The organism is Pseudomonas sp. SAS7 (genome assembly GCF_052112345.1).
Taxonomy (GTDB): Bacteria; Pseudomonadota; Gammaproteobacteria; order Pseudomonadales; family Pseudomonadaceae; genus Aquipseudomonas; species Aquipseudomonas putida_Q.
The window spans coordinates 58,910-74,022 of record NZ_JBEGGO010000008.1; the positions used below are offsets into that span (position 1 = coordinate 58,910).

A 15,113-nucleotide genomic window follows, 5' to 3' on the forward strand; every position below is an offset into this window, starting at 1 on the left:
CGCCGCCCGCGCGGCGCATCGCGAGCGAAGCTCGCTCCTACGTTTGTTTCTGGCCAGTAACGCCTATGACAGGCGCGCGCGACCGCCTGGTTTGTTCGACGCCATATCGCGCCATGCGCCAAGACGTTCGCGCGCAAATCCCCCAGGAATAACTGGCCCGAAACAAACGTAGGAGCGAGCTTCGCTCGCGATGCGCCGCGCGGGCGGCGCTCGGTCTCACAGGCGCTGAAAACCTTGTGGCGAACACCTGGTGGCCTACTTGGGATACAGCGGCGGCAAGCTGCCGTTCTCACCTGCGGGCAGCAACACCTGCTCAGCCGGCGGAATGGTGCCAATCGCCCGCCACAAGTCCTCACCCTGCCAATACTGCCCGGTTTCGCTGTACAACGCCCCGTTCAACCCATCCAGTGCATCCGACAACGGCACGAAGCGCGCAGCCATCTCGGCCAGGGTTTCCGGCTGTTGCCGGGCCCAGGCATCCAGCGCCTGGCGTGTGGCCTGCGGGTCGTTGGCCTGGCACGCACGCTTGAGGTCGTCCAGCAATGTGCGCGGGCTTGGCCCGTTTTGCGCCGCGCGCAGCACCGCAGGCCGCGAGCGGGCGCGCCACCACAGGGCGAAGCCCAGCACGGTGGTCAGGGCGAACACCAGTGTGGCCAGTTGCCAAGGCCACAGCAGGGTGCTGGCGCTGCTGTTGTCGCCCACCGGGGTGTCGGCGCTCAGCGCCGGGTTGTCTTGCACGTTCAATGTGCGCGCTGGCAGGCTGCTGTGTTCCAGATGGTCTTCGCGGGTGTTCCACCAGGCCACTTCCAGCGCCGGCAAGGTCAGCGCACCTGCGTGCGTCGGCACCAGGGCTTCGCGCTCTTCGCGGTTGGCGGTCATGCCGCGCTCGCTGATTTCGTTGCGCAGCAGCGGCTGGTCGGGGTAGCGGCGCAGGCCGATGATTTCTGTGGCGGGCAGCGGTGGCAGTTGGGTGCTGGACAAGCCCTCGGCGCGCAAGGTGATGTTGCGCGTCAGCGAGTCGCCAATCTGCACTTGCTGGCTGCCCGGGTCGGGGTTCCAGTGCTCTTCCAGGGTCAGGCTGCGGGCTGGCAGCCACGGTACGCCAGCGGGCCAGGCCGCGGGAATCGGCCGCACGTTCAGGCGCAAGGGCAGCGAACTGACCTGTACCTGGCGGCCGGCGCGGGCCGTGCCATTGGCCTGTGAGGCTTCGTCGTTGCTGGCGGCGGCAGTGGCGGTAAAGGTCAGCGGTGGAATGTCGAGGCTGCCACTTTGCTGGGCGTACACCGCGTAGCGGGTTTCGATCACGCCATGACGCACGCCGTTGATTTCCTTTTCATATGTGCGCGATTCGCCCAGCGGCTCGACCTTGGCGTTCTCCAGTTGCAGCGGGCTGAGGTTGCTGTCGTCGTACAGCGCCACCGAATGGTAGATGCGCAGGGTCAGTACGGCCTGGGCCTGGACGTAGACGTCGCTGCTGTCCAGGGTCGCTTCGATGAACACTTGCGAGGCGCTGTCCTGGCGATTGGCATCGGCCTGCAGCACTTGCAGTTCGATGGCCTGGCTGTGCGACTGGCCCAGCTGCAGTTCGGGAATACGCAGGCTGCCGCTGCGACGTGGCAGCAGGGTGATGATCCAGCGGGTACTGGCGCGGGTTTCGCCGTCGAGGGTGTGCAGGCTGTTCAGTTGGCGTGTGCCGCGTACTTCGAAGTCACCTTCCAGGGCGCGCAGGTCGGGCTTGCCGAACTGGGTGACGTCCTGGCTTTCCAGGGTCAGCTCCAGGCTTTCGCCGGCTTCCAGGCGGGTGCGGTCAACGCTGGCTTTCAGCAGCGGCTCGGCCTGGGCCAGCACGGCCCATAGCAGGGTGAGCAGAAAGACGCCGAAGCGACTCATCGTGGGGTTTCCTGATGCAATTGCTGTTCATACCAGAATTTGCGCCGCAGCAGCTCCGCCGGGTTATCGGGGATCTCCCGCAGCCATTGTTCCAGGGCCTGACGCTGTTCGGTGTCGAGGTTGGTCGATACCGGGCGCTGTGGCGGCTGGATGACGTCGTCGTCAGCACCCGCCTGGTTGCCGGGCGCGGCCTGGCTGTTAGTGCTGTTTTCACCGGGCTGTTCGGCGTTGGCTTGTTCGTCGCTGCCGGGCGTGCCTTGGGCCGGGCTGCTGGCCGAGCTGCTGTTGCCCTCGGTTTCGCTGCCGGGGGTACCTTGGGCATCGCTGTTGGCCGGCTGCTCTTCGGCCTTGGCCTCGCGCTGTTGCAGCATTTGTTGCACCAGCGCCTGGTTGTCCAGCGCGGGTTGCAGGTCTGGCTGGCGCTCCAGGGCTTGTTCGTAGGCGTCCAGGGCGGCTTCCAGTTCACCGCTGCGGGCAAGGGCATTGCCTCGATTGTAGTGGGCGGCGGCCGTATCGCCTTGGGAAAACGCCTCGGCGGCGCCGGCATAGTCGCCGGCCTGGTACAGGGCCATGCCGCGCCACTGCGGGTCCTGGAAGTGGCGGGCGGCGCTGGCCGGGCGGTTTTGCTCCAGCAGGCGCTGGCCTTGCTGATCGGGGCGCAGCCACAGGTCGTTGAACTCGAACGCCTGGCTGGGCTGTGGCAGGGCCAGCAGCAGTGGCAGGCAGAACAGCCAGCCGCGTCGGCCGGCACAGGCAGCCAGCAACAGCAACGGGATCAGCAGCCAGTACCCCTGGTCGGCCCAGCTGTCCAGTTGCAGGGTCTGGCCGTCATTGCGCGCGGTGCGGGGGTTGTCGAACAGGCCCAGGCCGCGCAGGTCGAGGTCGTCGATGCGGGCATGCCGGTAGCGCCCGCCAGTGCCGCTGATGAAGCCCTTGAGGCTGGCGCTGTCCAGCCGAGGCAGCAAGATTCCGCCCTGGTCGTCCTTGAGGTATTCGCCGCTGGCCTGGCGCACCGGGGCGCCTTCGCGGCTGCCGATACCCAGCATCAGCAGGCTCGGGCCCTGGCGGCCGAGTGCCTGGCTGATGCCTTGGCGTTCCGGGGCGCTCAGCGACGAGCCAATCAGCAGCAAGCGGCCTTGGCCCAGGCCACTCTGGGCCAGCAAGGCCAGGCCCTTCTGCACGGCCAGGTCGGCACGTTGGCCAGGTTTTGGCATGATCGACGGGTCGATGGCCTCCAGCAGGTTGCGGGTGGTGGCCAGGTCATCGGACAGCGGCACCAGGGTGTGCGCCGAGCCGGCGTACACCACCAGCGCGGTCTGGCTGTCGCGGCGGTGTTCGAGCAGGTCGAGGACCTTGCGCCGGGCCTGTTCCAGGCGGTTGGGCGGGCTGTCTTCGGCGAGCATCTGTGGGGTCAGCTCCAGCAAGATCACCAGCGGGTCGGCCGGGCGTTGGCGGTTTTCTTCCACCCGTTGCCAGCTGGGCCCGAGCAGGGCCAGGACCACCAGCGCCCAGGCCAGGCCCAGTGCTATCCACGGCAGCTTGCTGGTGCTGCCGCTGCCACCGCCCAGCAATACGCCATGGAAGGCAGGCGGCAAGATCATCTGCCAGCGCCCGGCGCGTTTGCGCCTGTGCCACAGCTTGTACAGCAGCCAGCCGAGCAGGGGCACGGCCAGCAACCACAGCGGGCGCAGCCATTGGGGCCACAGATCGATCATCGCCGCCTCCGCAGGCGCAGGCGCTTCAGGCGCTGGCGCCATTCCGGGTGCGGCTGCAGGAACCGCGGCTTGCGCAGCAGCCGTTGCAGCAGGTTGTCGGGCCATTGCACGGCCACCACCAGCAGCACGCTGAGCAGCAGTGCCAGGGCCAGGGGCCAGGCGTACAGGGCATGGGCGGTGCGTGCCCGGGTCGGTTGCTGGGCTACCGGCTCCAACTGGTCGAGGGCGTCGCCGATGGCGTCCAGTTCGGCACCGTCATGGGCACGGAAATAGGCGCCGTGGGTGATGTCGGCGATTTCCTTGAGTGAGGCCTCATCCAGATCCAGGCTCGGATTGAGGCCAAGCAGACCGGGGGTGCCACTGGCGTCGGGGTTGGCGCCAATGCCGATGGTGTAGATGCGTACCCCTTCCTGGGCGGCCAGGCGGGCAGCGGTCAGCGGGTGGATTTGCCCGCCGTTGTTGGCGCCGTCGGTGATCAGCACCAGCACTCGGCTTTGTGACGGCCGTTGGCGCAGGCGCTTGACCGCCAGGCCAATGGCGTCACCGATGGCAGTGTTTTTGCCGGCGATGCCGATCTGCGCTTCGTCGAGGAAGGTGCGCACGGTGCGCCGGTCGAAGGTGAGCGGCGCCTGCAGGTACGCCTGGCTGCCGAACAGGATCAGGCCCACGCGGTCGCCTTCACGGTCTTGCAGGAAGTCGCCCATCAGTGCCTTGACCAGGTCGAGGCGGCTGATGTCTTCGTTTTGCCACTGCATGTCGGGGAAGTCCATCGACCCGGACACGTCCACCGCCACCAGCAGGTCGCGGCCACTGGCAGCCACCGGTACCGGTTCACCCAACCACTGCGGGCGGGCGGCGGCGCATAGCAGCAACAGCCAGATGACCACGAACGGCGCCTGCTGGCGCCAGGTGGGCAGGTTGAGGCGTGCGCGTCGCCCGGCCAGGCTTTCCAGTTCGTTGAGGAAGCCTACCTTGAGCACCGGCTCGCCGCTGTCGGCGGCCGGCAGCAGCAGGCGCATCAGCCACGGCAGCGGCAACAGGGCGAAGACCCACGGCCAGGCCAGTTCAAACATGCTTGCGGATCCAGGTTTCGACGGCCTGGCTGAGCCCGACAATGGCCTTGTCGTCGAGCTTGCACTCGGGCTTGTAGGCGCCCTCGACCAGCACCATCCAGCGGGTCAGGCCGGCGGCTGGGCAGCGGTTGTCGAGAAATGCCAGCCACTGGCGGCCGTTGAGGGTGTGGCTGTTGGCGCCCGGATAATGGCTGCGGCACAGGCGCTTGAGCAGGGCATTGATCTGTTGCAGCCAGGCGCCGGCCGGGGCGCCGTCGTACGGGCGCGGCAGGCGTGCCAGCTCGGCCAGGGCTTCCACACGCACCGGGTCCAGGGGCTGTTCGGCGCGCACGATACGGCGTTTGCCCGGCCGCCAGCGGCGCAGCCGCCACAGCCCCCAACCCAGCAATGGCAGCACAGCCAGCAGCAGCCACCAGCCGGGTGCCGGCGGCCACAGGCCGACAGGCGTCGGGTCGATCAGCGGGTGCAACTGGTCGAGCGGGTTCATGACGCGCTCCTTGGCCGCTGGGCGTTCAGGTATTCGCGCAACTGCTCGATCATGTCGCTTTGGGTGCTAAGTGGCATCAGCACGACGCGCAGCTTCTGGGCCATCAGCTCCCAGCGCTCGATGCGCGCCTCGGCCTGCTTGCGATAAGCCTGGCGCAGGTTGGCGTCCAGGGTGTCGAGCTCCAGCTGCGCGCCGCGCTGGGCGAAGCGTAACAGGCCGGCGGCGGGCAGGGCGTGGTCGAGCGGGTCGGATACGGGCAATAGCAGCAGGTCGCAGTGACGCGAGAGCATGGCCAGGTGCTGTTCGCACTGTGCGCTCAACGAACGCTCGTCACAGATGACAATGGCCAGGCTGCCCGGGCGCAGTACTTCGCGGGCCCGGCGCAAGGCCAGGCCAAGGCTGTCGGCCTGTGGCACGGCTTCGGTGTGCAGCGACTGGTTGACCTTGGCGAGGCGGTTGAGCAGTTGCAGCAGGCTCTGCTTGCTGCGCCGGGGCTTGATTTCGTGGGGGTCGTTGTCGCCGAACACCAGCCCGCCGATGCGGTCGTTGTGCCCCAGTGCGGCCCAGCCGAACAGGGCCGCGGCCTGGGCCGCCAATACTGACTTGAACAGCAGGCCCGAACCGAAGAACAGCCGCTGGCTTTGCTCGACGAGGATGAAGATCGGCCGCTCGCGCTCTTCGTGGAACAGCTTGGTGTGCGGTTCCTGGGTGCGTGCGGTGACCCGCCAGTCGATATTGCGCACATCGTCGCCGGCCTGGTACACGCGCACCTGGTCGAAGTCCACCCCGCGCCCGCGCAGCTTGGAATGGTGCAGGCCCACCAGCGGGCTGCGCTGGCCCGGCTTGGAAAACAGCTGGATTTCGCGCACGCGGTGGCGCATGTCGATCAGCTGGGCAAGGCCGATGCGGATGCCGGGTTCGGCCAGCTGCGCGGTGGGCATTGGGTCAGGCAACGGCGACGACGTCGAGGATGCGCTGGACCACGCGGTCCTGGTCGATGCCTGCCGCTTCGGCCTCGAACGACAGGATGATGCGGTGGCGCAGCACGTCGAACAGCACGGCCTGGATGTCTTCTGGGCTGACGAAGTCGCGCCCGGCCAGCCAGGCGTGGGCACGTGCACAGCGGTCCAGCGAGATGGAACCGCGTGGGCTGGCGCCGTAGGCGATCCAGTCGGCCAGCTCGGTGTCGAACTTGGCCGGGGTGCGGGTGGCCATTACCAGTTGTACCAGGTATTCCTCCACCGCGTCGGCCATGTACAGGCCGAGGATTTCCTTGCGCGCGGCAAAGATGGCCTGCTGGCTGACCCGGCGCTCGGGCTTGGTTTCGCCGCCCAGCGCTTCGCCACGGGCTTGCGCCAGGATGCGCCGCTCCACCGCAGCGTCGGGGAAGCCGATTTTTACGTGCATCAGGAAGCGGTCGAGCTGGGCTTCGGGCAGCGGGTAGGTACCTTCCTGCTCGATCGGGTTCTGCGTGGCCATGACCAGGAACAGCGGCGACAGGTCGTAGGTGCTGCGGCCCACGCTGACCTGGCGCTCGGCCATGGCTTCGAGCAGTGCCGACTGCACCTTGGCCGGGGCGCGGTTGATTTCGTCGGCCAGCACCAGGTTGTGGAAGATCGGCCCCTGCTGGAACACGAAGCTGCCGGTTTCCGGGCGGTAGATTTCGGTACCGGTGATGTCGGCCGGGAGCAAGTCGGGGGTGAACTGGATGCGATGGAACTGTGCCTCGATGCCTTCGGCGAGTTCTTTGATGGCCTTGGTCTTGGCCAGGCCCGGCGCACCTTCGACCAGCATGTGGCCGTCGGCCAGCAGCACGATCAACAGCCGTTCGACCAGTTTCTCCTGGCCTAGGATCTGCGAAGAAAGAAAGGTGCGCAGCGCGGTCAGCGCTTCACGGTGTTCCATCGGTGACGGTTCCTGGTATGGGGCCGCAGGCGGGGCTGGAGGCAGCTGCCCTGGCAAGGGGTGATACTTTAATCCATCCGGGGGGGTGGCGACCAATGGCGGCTTGGAAATTTATCCGGCCCTGGGCCATGCACGTACAGAAATGTCCTGCAAATGGCTGGCCATAAGCTGATGTTCAGCGGCGGCGCCCTGGCGCCTGCTTGTGTTTTAGACGCAAGCAGGAGCAAAACGATGATCTTGAGATTTGGCGTGTTTTTCGATGGCACCGGTAATAACCAGCACAATGTGATGCCGACAGAGTCGAATGGCGGCAAGGGCGCCAGTTATACCAACGCCTTGAGCAATGTGGCACTGTTGCACGCGCTTTATCCGGCAGAGGGGCCGAGCGGCGACGGCGCCATGGCGTTTCTCAGCCATTATGTCGAGGGGGTGGGAACCCTGGAGGGCGCTGAGGATCATGCGTATGCCTCGGCCACCGGGCGGGGGCGCACCGGCGTCGAATCACGAGTTACAGAGGCATTGGAGGGTATCGCCGGGCAGCTGCGAGATTGGGCGTACGCCCATCCTCTCGCAAGACTTGAGGGGGTCGAGTTCGACCTGTTCGGCTTCAGCCGCGGTGCCGCGGCGGTGCGTCACTTGGCAAATCTGCTGCACGCTGACGGGGGCGGGGTGCTGGCCGTCCCTTGCGGCATCACGATCAATTTCATAGGCCTGTTCGACACCGTGGCGGCGATCGTTGCGCCGTTGCAGGGCGATTTCGACCCTGCCGACGACCGCCATGGCGGCTTGCGCCTGGGCCTGGGTAAGGGTATTGCCCGGCACGTGGTGCAATTGGTGGCCGGGGATGAGCAGCGGCACAACTTCCCATTGGTGAGCAGCGGTCACGACATCGTGTTGCCGGGTGTGCATTCGAACATCGGCGGTGGTTACCCGGACTTCACGCATGAGCAGGTGCTGTTGTGCAAACCTCAGTCACAACGTGTGCCATCGTCTATGCGCGCCGATCGGACGTGTGTGCATGCCAAGGTGAGTGACCTGTTGGGCGCAGCGGTTGGTGACCTGGGTGCAAGGGTGATTACTTGGGAGGAACCGATTGCCGGCGGGCGGCCGGACGAGGCGCAGAAGCAGGTGTATGCGGCGGTGTACCGGGAGCGGGAGGTGGCGGGGCAGCTTTCCCGTGTGTACCTGAGTGTCATGCGTGAGCTGGCGGTGCAGGCGGGGGTGCCGTTTGCGCCGCTGGGCGGGCAGGCTGATCATGTGTTGCCGGCTGAATTGCTGGAGATCAGCCGCAAGTTGCATGCGTTTGCCTTGGGTGAATGTGAACAGCCTGGGCTGACCGAGGATGAGCAGCGGCTGTTGCGTGACAGGTATGTGCACGCCTCGGCGAACTGGAATGCGCTGAAGGGGTTGCACAACAGTGTGCTGGATGTGCTGTTCATCAATCGGCCAGCGGCAGGCGGGCGAGTGGTGCATGCGAACCCGGTAGCTTTATCAACCTGAACCGGCCTCATCGCCGGCAAGCCGGCTCCCACCTGGATCGCGCCGCACTCAAGCAGTGTGGAGTCCTGTGGGAGCTGGCTTGCCGGCGAAAGGGCTGCAAAGCAGCCCTAGGGTCTAAGCCAGCTGGCGAGGCTTTCTGGATAGGTATGCCTCCTGCGCCAGGGTCAGCAGCACGGTCAGCAGCATGAACACTACCGAAGCGATGAAGATGCCCTCAGGCAGGCGCTGGTCGAGCATCCAGCCGAACGCAATCGGCCCGATGGCGCCGCCGATGTTGAAGCCGGTCGAGACCAGCCCGAAGGTTTTGCCCTCGGCACCACGTGGCGCTGCTGCCTTGACCAGCATGTCCCGCGATGGTGCGATTACCCCGGTCAGCAAGCCGATGGCCCCCAGCACCACTACCAATGCCCAGCCCTGCACCAGCCCCAGCGCCACCAGCGTGGTCAGCGCCGCCGCCAGGGCAAAGGCCATGGCGGCCACCAGGCCATGGCGGCGGGTGCGGTCAGCCAAGGCCCCGCCGCACAAAACGCCCACTGCACTGCACAGCAGAAAGGCCGTGAGCGCCGTGTTCGCCCAGGCCAGGGTCAGGCCTTGGCCCTGGACCAGGGCGGCTACGGAGAATTTCTCGATGGCACTGGTACTCAGGTTCAGCAGGATGAACAGCACCGTCAACACGCCGATCATCGGCGTGAGCAAGCGCACGCGGCCCGGCGCAGCGGCAGCTCCAGTGTCACTTGTGCGGCCATGCCCGGATACCTGATAGACACCGCTGCCTGGCACCGAGATCAGCATAAGAGCGGCAACACCCACCACTGCACCCGCTGCCAAGGCTGCCTGTGTACCGAACGCGGCAGCGATGCCGAGAAACACCGCGGGCGTTACCGCCGAACCGAGGAAACCGGCGAAGGTATGGATCGAAAACGAGCGCCCCAGGCGGCCTTGCTCGATGCCGTTGGCCAGCAACGCGTAATCGGCAGGGTGGTAAACGCCATTGGCCAGGCCCGCCATGGCCATCGTTATTAGCAATACCGCATAGCCGGGGCTGACCGCCAGCAGCAGGAAACTGAGGCTGCCCAGCAACAACCCTGCCTTGAGCACCTTGCGCGCACCGTAGTGGTCGACGGCATAGCCCAGCGGTGCCTGCACCAGGGCAGAGACAATGTTGAACACCGCCAGGGCTACGCCAAGCTCGACGAACCCCACGCCCAGCAAGCCGGGGAGGACGGGCAGCAATGCCGGGATCAGCATGATGTGCACATGGCTGACGAAGTGCACGGCAGCAATTTGGGTAAGCAGCTTGGGGCCAGCGTGGGGCATGTCGATACCTGTCGAACGGCGTGGGCACATGGTGCAGGGTAGGGGGCAAGCTATTACCGGGGTGAGCGGTTGACGCGAGGCAGGCGCCCGTTCAGCACGGCATAGGCCAGCAGGCCAATGACCAGGCCCCAGAAGGCTCCGCCAATGCCGAACAGGCTGATGTTGGCCGCGGCCGCCAGGAAGGTGATCAGTGCGGCTTCGCGCGAGCGGGCATCGGCCATTGCGCTGGCCAGGCTGGCACCGATGGTGCCCAGCAGGGCAAGGCCGGCCAAGGTGGTGATGAAGGTGCCCGGCAGGGCCATGAACACACTCGCCAGGGTGACCCCGAACACCCCCACGAGGATGTAGCAGACACCGGCAGCAATCCCCGCCACCCAGCGCTTGCCCGGGTCTTCATGGGCTTCCTTGCCGGTGCAGATGGCCGCGGTGATGGCGGCGATGTTGAAGGCGTGTGAACCGAATGGCGCCATCAGCAACGAGCCCAGGCCGGTGACCGCGACAATGGGGTTGGCGCTGGTCTTGAAGCCGTCGTTGCGCAGCACCAGCATACCGGGCATGTACTGGCCTGTGAGGGTGATCAGGAACAAGGGCAGGGCCACGCTGAGGGCGGCGTTGAGGGTGAAGGTGGGCGCGGTGAACACCGGTGAGGCGAATTCCAGCCGCAATGCCGTCAGGCCTGCTTGCCCCTGCACCAGCAGGTAGCCCAGGCCCAGTAGCAGAATGCCGACCACGGCGTAGCGGGCGGTGAAGCGTTTGAAGGCCACGTAGGCCACAATCAGCAGCCCTGCCAGGGCCGGGTCGACAGACAGGCCGGCAAAGGCGCCGATGCCGAACTGCAGCAGGATACCCGCCAGCAATCCGGCCGCAACGCCTCCGGGGATGACCCGCACCAGGCGCTCGAAGCACCCGGTCAGCCCTAGCACCACGAAGCCGGCGGCCGACAACAAGTAGGCACCGATGGCTTCGCTGTAAGGCACGGTGGCCAGGGCCGTGACCAAGAATGCGGCTGCCGGCGTGGACCAGGCGGTGATCACCGGTTCGCGGCTGTACCAGGACAGCACCAGGCCGCTGAGGCCGACACCGATCGACACGGCCCAGACCCAGGATGAAGTCAGCTCCGGGCTCAACCCGGCAACCTTGGCGGCCTGGAACACCAGGATGAAGGTGCCACCGTAGTTGACGATGACCGAAACCAGCCCGGCTATCACGGGGTGCAGGATGTCCGTAAGCCGAAACGGGGTTGAAGAGCTTTGTGCAGGCGCGTCCATGGTTGCCTCTGGTAAAGGTCGGGTGCAGCAAGGCCCGGCGGCGAGATGCCGCCGGGCAGGTTTCAAGGTCAGTTGGCCAGTTCGGTCAGCAGGCTTTTCAGGTAGTTGCTGCCTTGCGCATCCAGCGGCTGGAGGGGAAGGCGCGGTGCGCCGACATCCTGGCCGAGCATTTTCAGGCCGGCCTTGATGGTGGTGGGCAGGCCGCGGCGGGTGATGTATTCGAGCAGCTCGTACTGGCGGTAGAACAGCGCGCGGGCTTCGGCCAGGTCGCCGTGCTGCACGGCGTCCCACAGCGCCAGGTTCAGTGCCGGGATCAGGTTGGGTGCGGCGGTGCACCAGCCGGTGGCGCCGGCCACCAGCGCTTCCAGGGTCAGCGGGTTGCAGCCGTTGTAGAACGCCACCTGGCCATCGGTGGCCTTGAACAGGCGGTGCATGCGCTGAATGTCACCGGTGCTTTCCTTGACCATGGTCACATTGGGCACCTCGCCGAGGATGCGCAGGATCAGTTCCACCGACAGGTCGGTGCCGCTGGTGCCCGGGTTGTTGTAAAGCATGATCGGGATGTCGATGGCCGCGCCGACGGCCTTGTAGTGGGCGATCACTTCGGCTTCGGTGAGCTTCCAGTAGGAAATGGGCAGCACCATCACTGCCGTGGCACCGCAGGCCTGCGCCAGGCGGGCGCGCTGCACGGTACGGGCGGTGGTCAGGTCGGAGACGCTGACCACGCTGGGCACGCGCCCGGCAATGCGTGCCTGGCTGAAGCGCACCACGGTTTCCCATTCGCTATCGGACAGGTAGGCCCCTTCGCCGGTGCTGCCCAGCGGTGCGATGGCGTGCACGCCGTCTGCGATCAGGCTGTCGATGGATGTACCCAGGGCATCCAGGTCGAGCGTGCCGTCAGCCTTGAAGGGGGTGATGGTGTAACCGATAACGCCGCGAATTACAGGTGTAGACATGACCAGGCACCTCTGCCGTTGTTGAGGAAAGAGTACAGCTTCGATCAGCCCAGGCAGTCGCCGTGGGCACGCAAGGCCCGGCGTGCGTAGTAGCTGAACGCGGCGCCGTGACGTTTGGGGGTGGAGATCCAGTCGTGGGCTTCTTTGCCCAGTGCTTCGGGGATGGGGCGGATTTCACCGGCGCCCATGGCCAGCAATTGCATCTTTGCGGCGCGCTCGAACAGCAGGGCAAGTACGCAGGCTTCCTCGATCGAGCCACCGGCAATCAACAGGCCGTGGTGGGAAAGCAGGATTGCACGCTTGTCGCCAATCGCCTTGGCGATGATTTCACCTTCCTCGTTGCCCACCGGCACGCCTGGCCATTCCTTGAGGAATGCGCAGTCATCGAACAACGGGCACAGGTCCATGTGCGAAATGGCCAGCGGCACTTCCAGCATCGACAGGGCAGCGCTGTGCAGCGGGTGGGTGTGGATGATGCAGTTGACGTCGGGGCGGGCCCGGTACAGCCAGCTGTGGAAACGGTTGGCCGGGTTGGCCATGCCGCGGCCTTGCAGCACGGTGAGGTCCTCGTCCACCACCAGCAGGTTGGAGGCGGCGATTTCGTCGAAGCCCAGGCCCAGTTGCTGGGTGTAGTAGGTGCCAGGCTCCTGCGCACGTGCGGTGATCTGCCCGGCCAGGCCAGAGTCGTGGCCGCCGTCGAACAGGATGCGGCAGGTGAGGGCAAGCTTTTGCCGGGAGGTGTAGGTGTTGTCGGCCAGGGCCGTCAGCATCTGCTGCTGGGCGAGTTTGACGAGCTGGTCCTTGGGGGTGTGCATGGTGGTCGTCATGGGCGGTACCTGCATGGGAAAGGGCTGGCGTTGGCTGATCGTCGTGATGGCGTTGCCAGGACACATGGCGATCTTAATGACACTCTGTGTCATTTGCAAGCATTGTGTCATCCCGTGGGTACGCTATCAGTGGCTTTTTTGGAGGTTACCGATCAGGTAGAGGCTGTTCGGTCATCATCATCGGTATGCTGGTCGAGTGTCGCTGTCGATGGACAACGTATTCGTCATGGCGATGATTTTCTGGAGTAGATAGTGATCGAGGGCGCACAGTTGGGGCGGTTTTTGAACAGCGACGACAAGTCGGTGGGAAAGGAGGAAGACCCGCGACTACGGGTCTGACCTGCAAAATGCCTATCTCGCGTCCGAGAGTTCAACGAGGGTATAAGCAACAATCATCCAAGCACAACCAAGTAGTGTTAGCCAGGTAGCAAGAGCCAACTTGAATTTTAATTTCGCAGGGAAATGCTTCAATTCATCAGCATCTAGCTTACCTCTGCGTAATGCCAAGCCCGGAAATGTTATCAACCCAGCGATCATGCACATCAGCATCCATCGCCATTTCAATCGTCGCCTATCCCTCGTCTGCTTCATAGATTCAATATAGGGGTTACTTTGAATCGCCGAGCATGCAACATCGTAATCCTTCCTTAGCATAAGGAAGGCAAGGATCGCCGGGCCAGGCAGTCCAATGATAAATGGCCCTATTACCAGTAATATCTTCGCCGAGACCGGCCAATCGTTGATGTCAATCACGCGTAGCCTCGTAGATGAACTCTCCTGCCGACTCACCCAGCTTCTCCCCTACGAGGCCGCCGGCGGCCCCACCAGCCCCGACAAGCAAAATCACGCACACCGGAACGCTGACTCCGGCGGTCCCTACCGCAAAAGCTGCGCACAGTGTTCCGGCGGTTAATCCAGCTCCAGTAGAAGCGAGCGTGCTTAATCCAAGGCTACCGGCAAAACTACTTGTTTCTGTCATTCGGATCTTTTTACACGCCTCTGTCTCGCCCGCCCGGCAAACCTCCTGAACGTTCATGTAGGACGAAGTCCCTCCTAGTCCAACCGCAGCATATCCACCATAAGCAAGGTACTTACTAAGTTTGGCAACCTTATCCAGATGCGTCGCATACCCCGGAATCTGCCCTGGCCCGCCCGCTTTCGACCAGTGATGGACCAGACTCTTGGTCGAAATTTTCAAGCTCCTCCTCAAGCGCTCATAGTTCCCAAGGTTCAACTGCTTGTTCAGAAATGCCGTTTTCAACTGTGCATCCAGCTGCTGCAAAAGCCGCCGCCGCTCAGCGAAAAAGCCTGGGCTGTTCAAGTGGCCATGGCGCATGAACTCCCGCTGGTGCAATTGCTCGATACTGGTCAATGTATGACCGACCTGTCTCAAACCTTGATCCAGCATGTCCTTGCCGACGCCCATGGACAGGCTGGCGTTGCTGAGCAAGCCGGCGATTTCGGCCTGGTGCTGCATCATGAAATCCGCTTCGGCGTAGTCGAGCACCTCCAAAGCACGTCGTGCATGCTGCGCAGCCGCCATCAGTTCTCCCTCTTCGCGCGTGCAGGCATTTGCGTTGTCAGGATCACCGATAACGAAGATTTCCCCGGCCTTGAAGCCTTGTGTAAATGTCGGATTGAGCCGCTGCAACCGGGAGATCGGCAACGTGGCATCGTGCTCGGCCAATTGCAGAAGCACCTGGGGGAACGACATGCGTCGAGGAACTACGTAGAAGCCAGGCTCCAGCGTACTGGGCAGTGCACCTATGACGGGTTGGGAGAAGCGCTCGCGGTAGACGGTGGGTGATGGCTCGGTAAAGTGGGTTGTGGCACGCCCTGCAATGGGATACATCGACGGCGGTGCTTCATACAACGGCGCGACTACCCGATTGCTGCCTGGCGAGCACCCGCAGACAACCAGCGCCCCGTCCATGGCCACCCGCTGGCCATCGGAAATAAAGTGATCCACACCCTCAGCGACAGTTCCCACCTGCCCACAAAGAGGGCATGGCGTGGTGTGGTCGCCTTCACGGAGCACCATTCTGCCTTCGTCGAGATAGCCGGCCCCCGTTGCAATGCAGATGGCACCCGTGGTGGTCACATCGCCATCTACAGCCTGACCTAAGCCCTCTAGACTGACGCGCATAAAACAAACTCCCTGTGTATGGTTCAGGT

Annotated in this window: 13 protein-coding genes; 1 reads left to right on the top strand and 12 read right to left on the bottom strand. The window is 64.5% G+C overall.

The window, feature by feature from the left end; genetic code table 11:
- Positions 1–255: 255 nt before the first annotated feature.
- From ABI582_RS14440 to ABI582_RS14465, 6 genes are read right to left on the bottom strand one after another with little or no spacing between them, the layout of a single operon-like run.
- Positions 256–1,890 (bottom strand): BatD family protein, encoded by a 1,635-nt coding sequence (locus ABI582_RS14440; protein ID WP_442119504.1) that lies wholly within the window; start codon positions 1,888–1,890, stop codon positions 256–258.
- Positions 1,887–3,605, bottom strand: a complete 1,719-nt coding sequence (locus ABI582_RS14445) for a tetratricopeptide repeat protein (protein ID WP_442119505.1) — start codon at positions 3,603–3,605, stop codon at positions 1,887–1,889. Before ABI582_RS14445 ends, ABI582_RS14440 begins: the two co-directional genes overlap by 4 nt.
- Positions 3,602–4,678 carry a vWA domain-containing protein gene (locus ABI582_RS14450; RefSeq protein WP_442119506.1) on the bottom strand — a complete coding sequence of 359 codons (1,077 nt, stop codon included), beginning with the start codon at positions 4,676–4,678 and terminating at the stop codon, positions 3,602–3,604. The genes ABI582_RS14445 and ABI582_RS14450 overlap by 4 nt, the downstream gene beginning before the upstream one ends.
- Positions 4,671–5,165 (bottom strand): DUF4381 domain-containing protein, encoded by a 495-nt coding sequence (locus ABI582_RS14455; protein ID WP_016500832.1) that lies wholly within the window; start codon positions 5,163–5,165, stop codon positions 4,671–4,673. Before ABI582_RS14455 ends, ABI582_RS14450 begins: the two co-directional genes overlap by 8 nt.
- Positions 5,162–6,106, bottom strand: a complete 945-nt coding sequence (locus ABI582_RS14460; RefSeq protein ID WP_442119507.1) for a DUF58 domain-containing protein — start codon at positions 6,104–6,106, stop codon at positions 5,162–5,164. Before ABI582_RS14460 ends, ABI582_RS14455 begins: the two co-directional genes overlap by 4 nt.
- Positions 6,107–6,110: 4 nt before the next feature.
- Complete coding sequence (locus ABI582_RS14465) at positions 6,111–7,070, bottom strand: AAA family ATPase (protein WP_016500830.1); 960 nt, start codon at positions 7,068–7,070, stop codon at positions 6,111–6,113.
- A 231-nt stretch (positions 7,071–7,301) separates the two neighbouring features.
- Between ABI582_RS14465 and ABI582_RS14470 the strand changes: the two genes are divergently transcribed.
- The gene (locus tag ABI582_RS14470) at positions 7,302–8,570 is read left to right on the top strand and encodes a T6SS phospholipase effector Tle1-like catalytic domain-containing protein (RefSeq protein ID WP_442119508.1); all 1,269 of its coding nucleotides are present in this window, start codon (positions 7,302–7,304) and stop codon (positions 8,568–8,570) included.
- Positions 8,571–8,684: 114 nt separating this feature from the next.
- Here ABI582_RS14470 and ABI582_RS14475 read toward each other — a convergent pair whose 3' ends face one another.
- The 6 genes from ABI582_RS14475 to ABI582_RS14500 form a co-directional block, all read right to left on the bottom strand.
- Complete coding sequence (locus ABI582_RS14475) at positions 8,685–9,887, bottom strand: MFS transporter (protein ID WP_442119509.1); 1,203 nt, start codon at positions 9,885–9,887, stop codon at positions 8,685–8,687.
- A 53-nt stretch (positions 9,888–9,940) separates the two neighbouring features.
- Entirely contained in the window at positions 9,941–11,155 is a 1,215-nt protein-coding gene (locus ABI582_RS14480; protein ID WP_442119510.1) for a benzoate/H(+) symporter BenE family transporter, read from the bottom strand.
- 68 nt (positions 11,156–11,223) lie between these two features.
- Complete coding sequence (locus tag ABI582_RS14485) at positions 11,224–12,111, bottom strand: dihydrodipicolinate synthase family protein (protein WP_338746564.1); 888 nt, start codon at positions 12,109–12,111, stop codon at positions 11,224–11,226.
- A 44-nt stretch (positions 12,112–12,155) separates the two neighbouring features.
- Entirely contained in the window at positions 12,156–12,938 is a 783-nt protein-coding gene (locus ABI582_RS14490) for an aldolase (protein WP_442119511.1), read from the bottom strand.
- A 351-nt stretch (positions 12,939–13,289) separates the two neighbouring features.
- The gene (locus ABI582_RS14495; RefSeq protein ID WP_442119512.1) at positions 13,290–13,691 is read right to left on the bottom strand and encodes a hypothetical protein; all 402 of its coding nucleotides are present in this window, start codon (positions 13,689–13,691) and stop codon (positions 13,290–13,292) included.
- On the bottom strand, positions 13,684–15,084 hold the full coding sequence (locus ABI582_RS14500; RefSeq protein ID WP_442119513.1) for a PAAR domain-containing protein: 1,401 nt from the start codon (positions 15,082–15,084) through the stop codon (positions 13,684–13,686). The genes ABI582_RS14495 and ABI582_RS14500 overlap by 8 nt, the downstream gene beginning before the upstream one ends.
- Between the last annotated feature and the right edge of the window lie 29 nt (positions 15,085–15,113).

What these genes read in the sequence shown, in the direction of transcription:
- ABI582_RS14440 (WP_442119504.1), bottom strand. Translation starts at nt 1,890, where the DNA reads ATGAGTCGCTTCGGCGTCTTTCTGCTCACCCTGCTATGGGCCGTGCTG.
- ABI582_RS14445 (WP_442119505.1), bottom strand. Translation starts at nt 3,605, where the DNA reads ATGATCGATCTGTGGCCCCAATGGCTGCGCCCGCTGTGGTTGCTGGCC.
- ABI582_RS14450 (WP_442119506.1), bottom strand. Translation starts at nt 4,678, where the DNA reads ATGTTTGAACTGGCCTGGCCGTGGGTCTTCGCCCTGTTGCCGCTGCCG.
- ABI582_RS14455 (WP_016500832.1), bottom strand. Translation starts at nt 5,165, where the DNA reads ATGAACCCGCTCGACCAGTTGCACCCGCTGATCGACCCGACGCCTGTC.
- ABI582_RS14460 (WP_442119507.1), bottom strand. Translation starts at nt 6,106, where the DNA reads ATGCCCACCGCGCAGCTGGCCGAACCCGGCATCCGCATCGGCCTTGCC.
- ABI582_RS14465 (WP_016500830.1), bottom strand. Translation starts at nt 7,070, where the DNA reads ATGGAACACCGTGAAGCGCTGACCGCGCTGCGCACCTTTCTTTCTTCG.
- ABI582_RS14470 (WP_442119508.1), top strand. Translation starts at nt 7,302, where the DNA reads ATGATCTTGAGATTTGGCGTGTTTTTCGATGGCACCGGTAATAACCAG.
- ABI582_RS14475 (WP_442119509.1), bottom strand. Translation starts at nt 9,887, where the DNA reads ATGCCCCACGCTGGCCCCAAGCTGCTTACCCAAATTGCTGCCGTGCAC.
- ABI582_RS14480 (WP_442119510.1), bottom strand. Translation starts at nt 11,155, where the DNA reads ATGGACGCGCCTGCACAAAGCTCTTCAACCCCGTTTCGGCTTACGGAC.
- ABI582_RS14485 (WP_338746564.1), bottom strand. Translation starts at nt 12,111, where the DNA reads ATGTCTACACCTGTAATTCGCGGCGTTATCGGTTACACCATCACCCCC.
- ABI582_RS14490 (WP_442119511.1), bottom strand. Translation starts at nt 12,938, where the DNA reads ATGACGACCACCATGCACACCCCCAAGGACCAGCTCGTCAAACTCGCC.
- ABI582_RS14500 (WP_442119513.1), bottom strand. Translation starts at nt 15,084, where the DNA reads ATGCGCGTCAGTCTAGAGGGCTTAGGTCAGGCTGTAGATGGCGATGTG.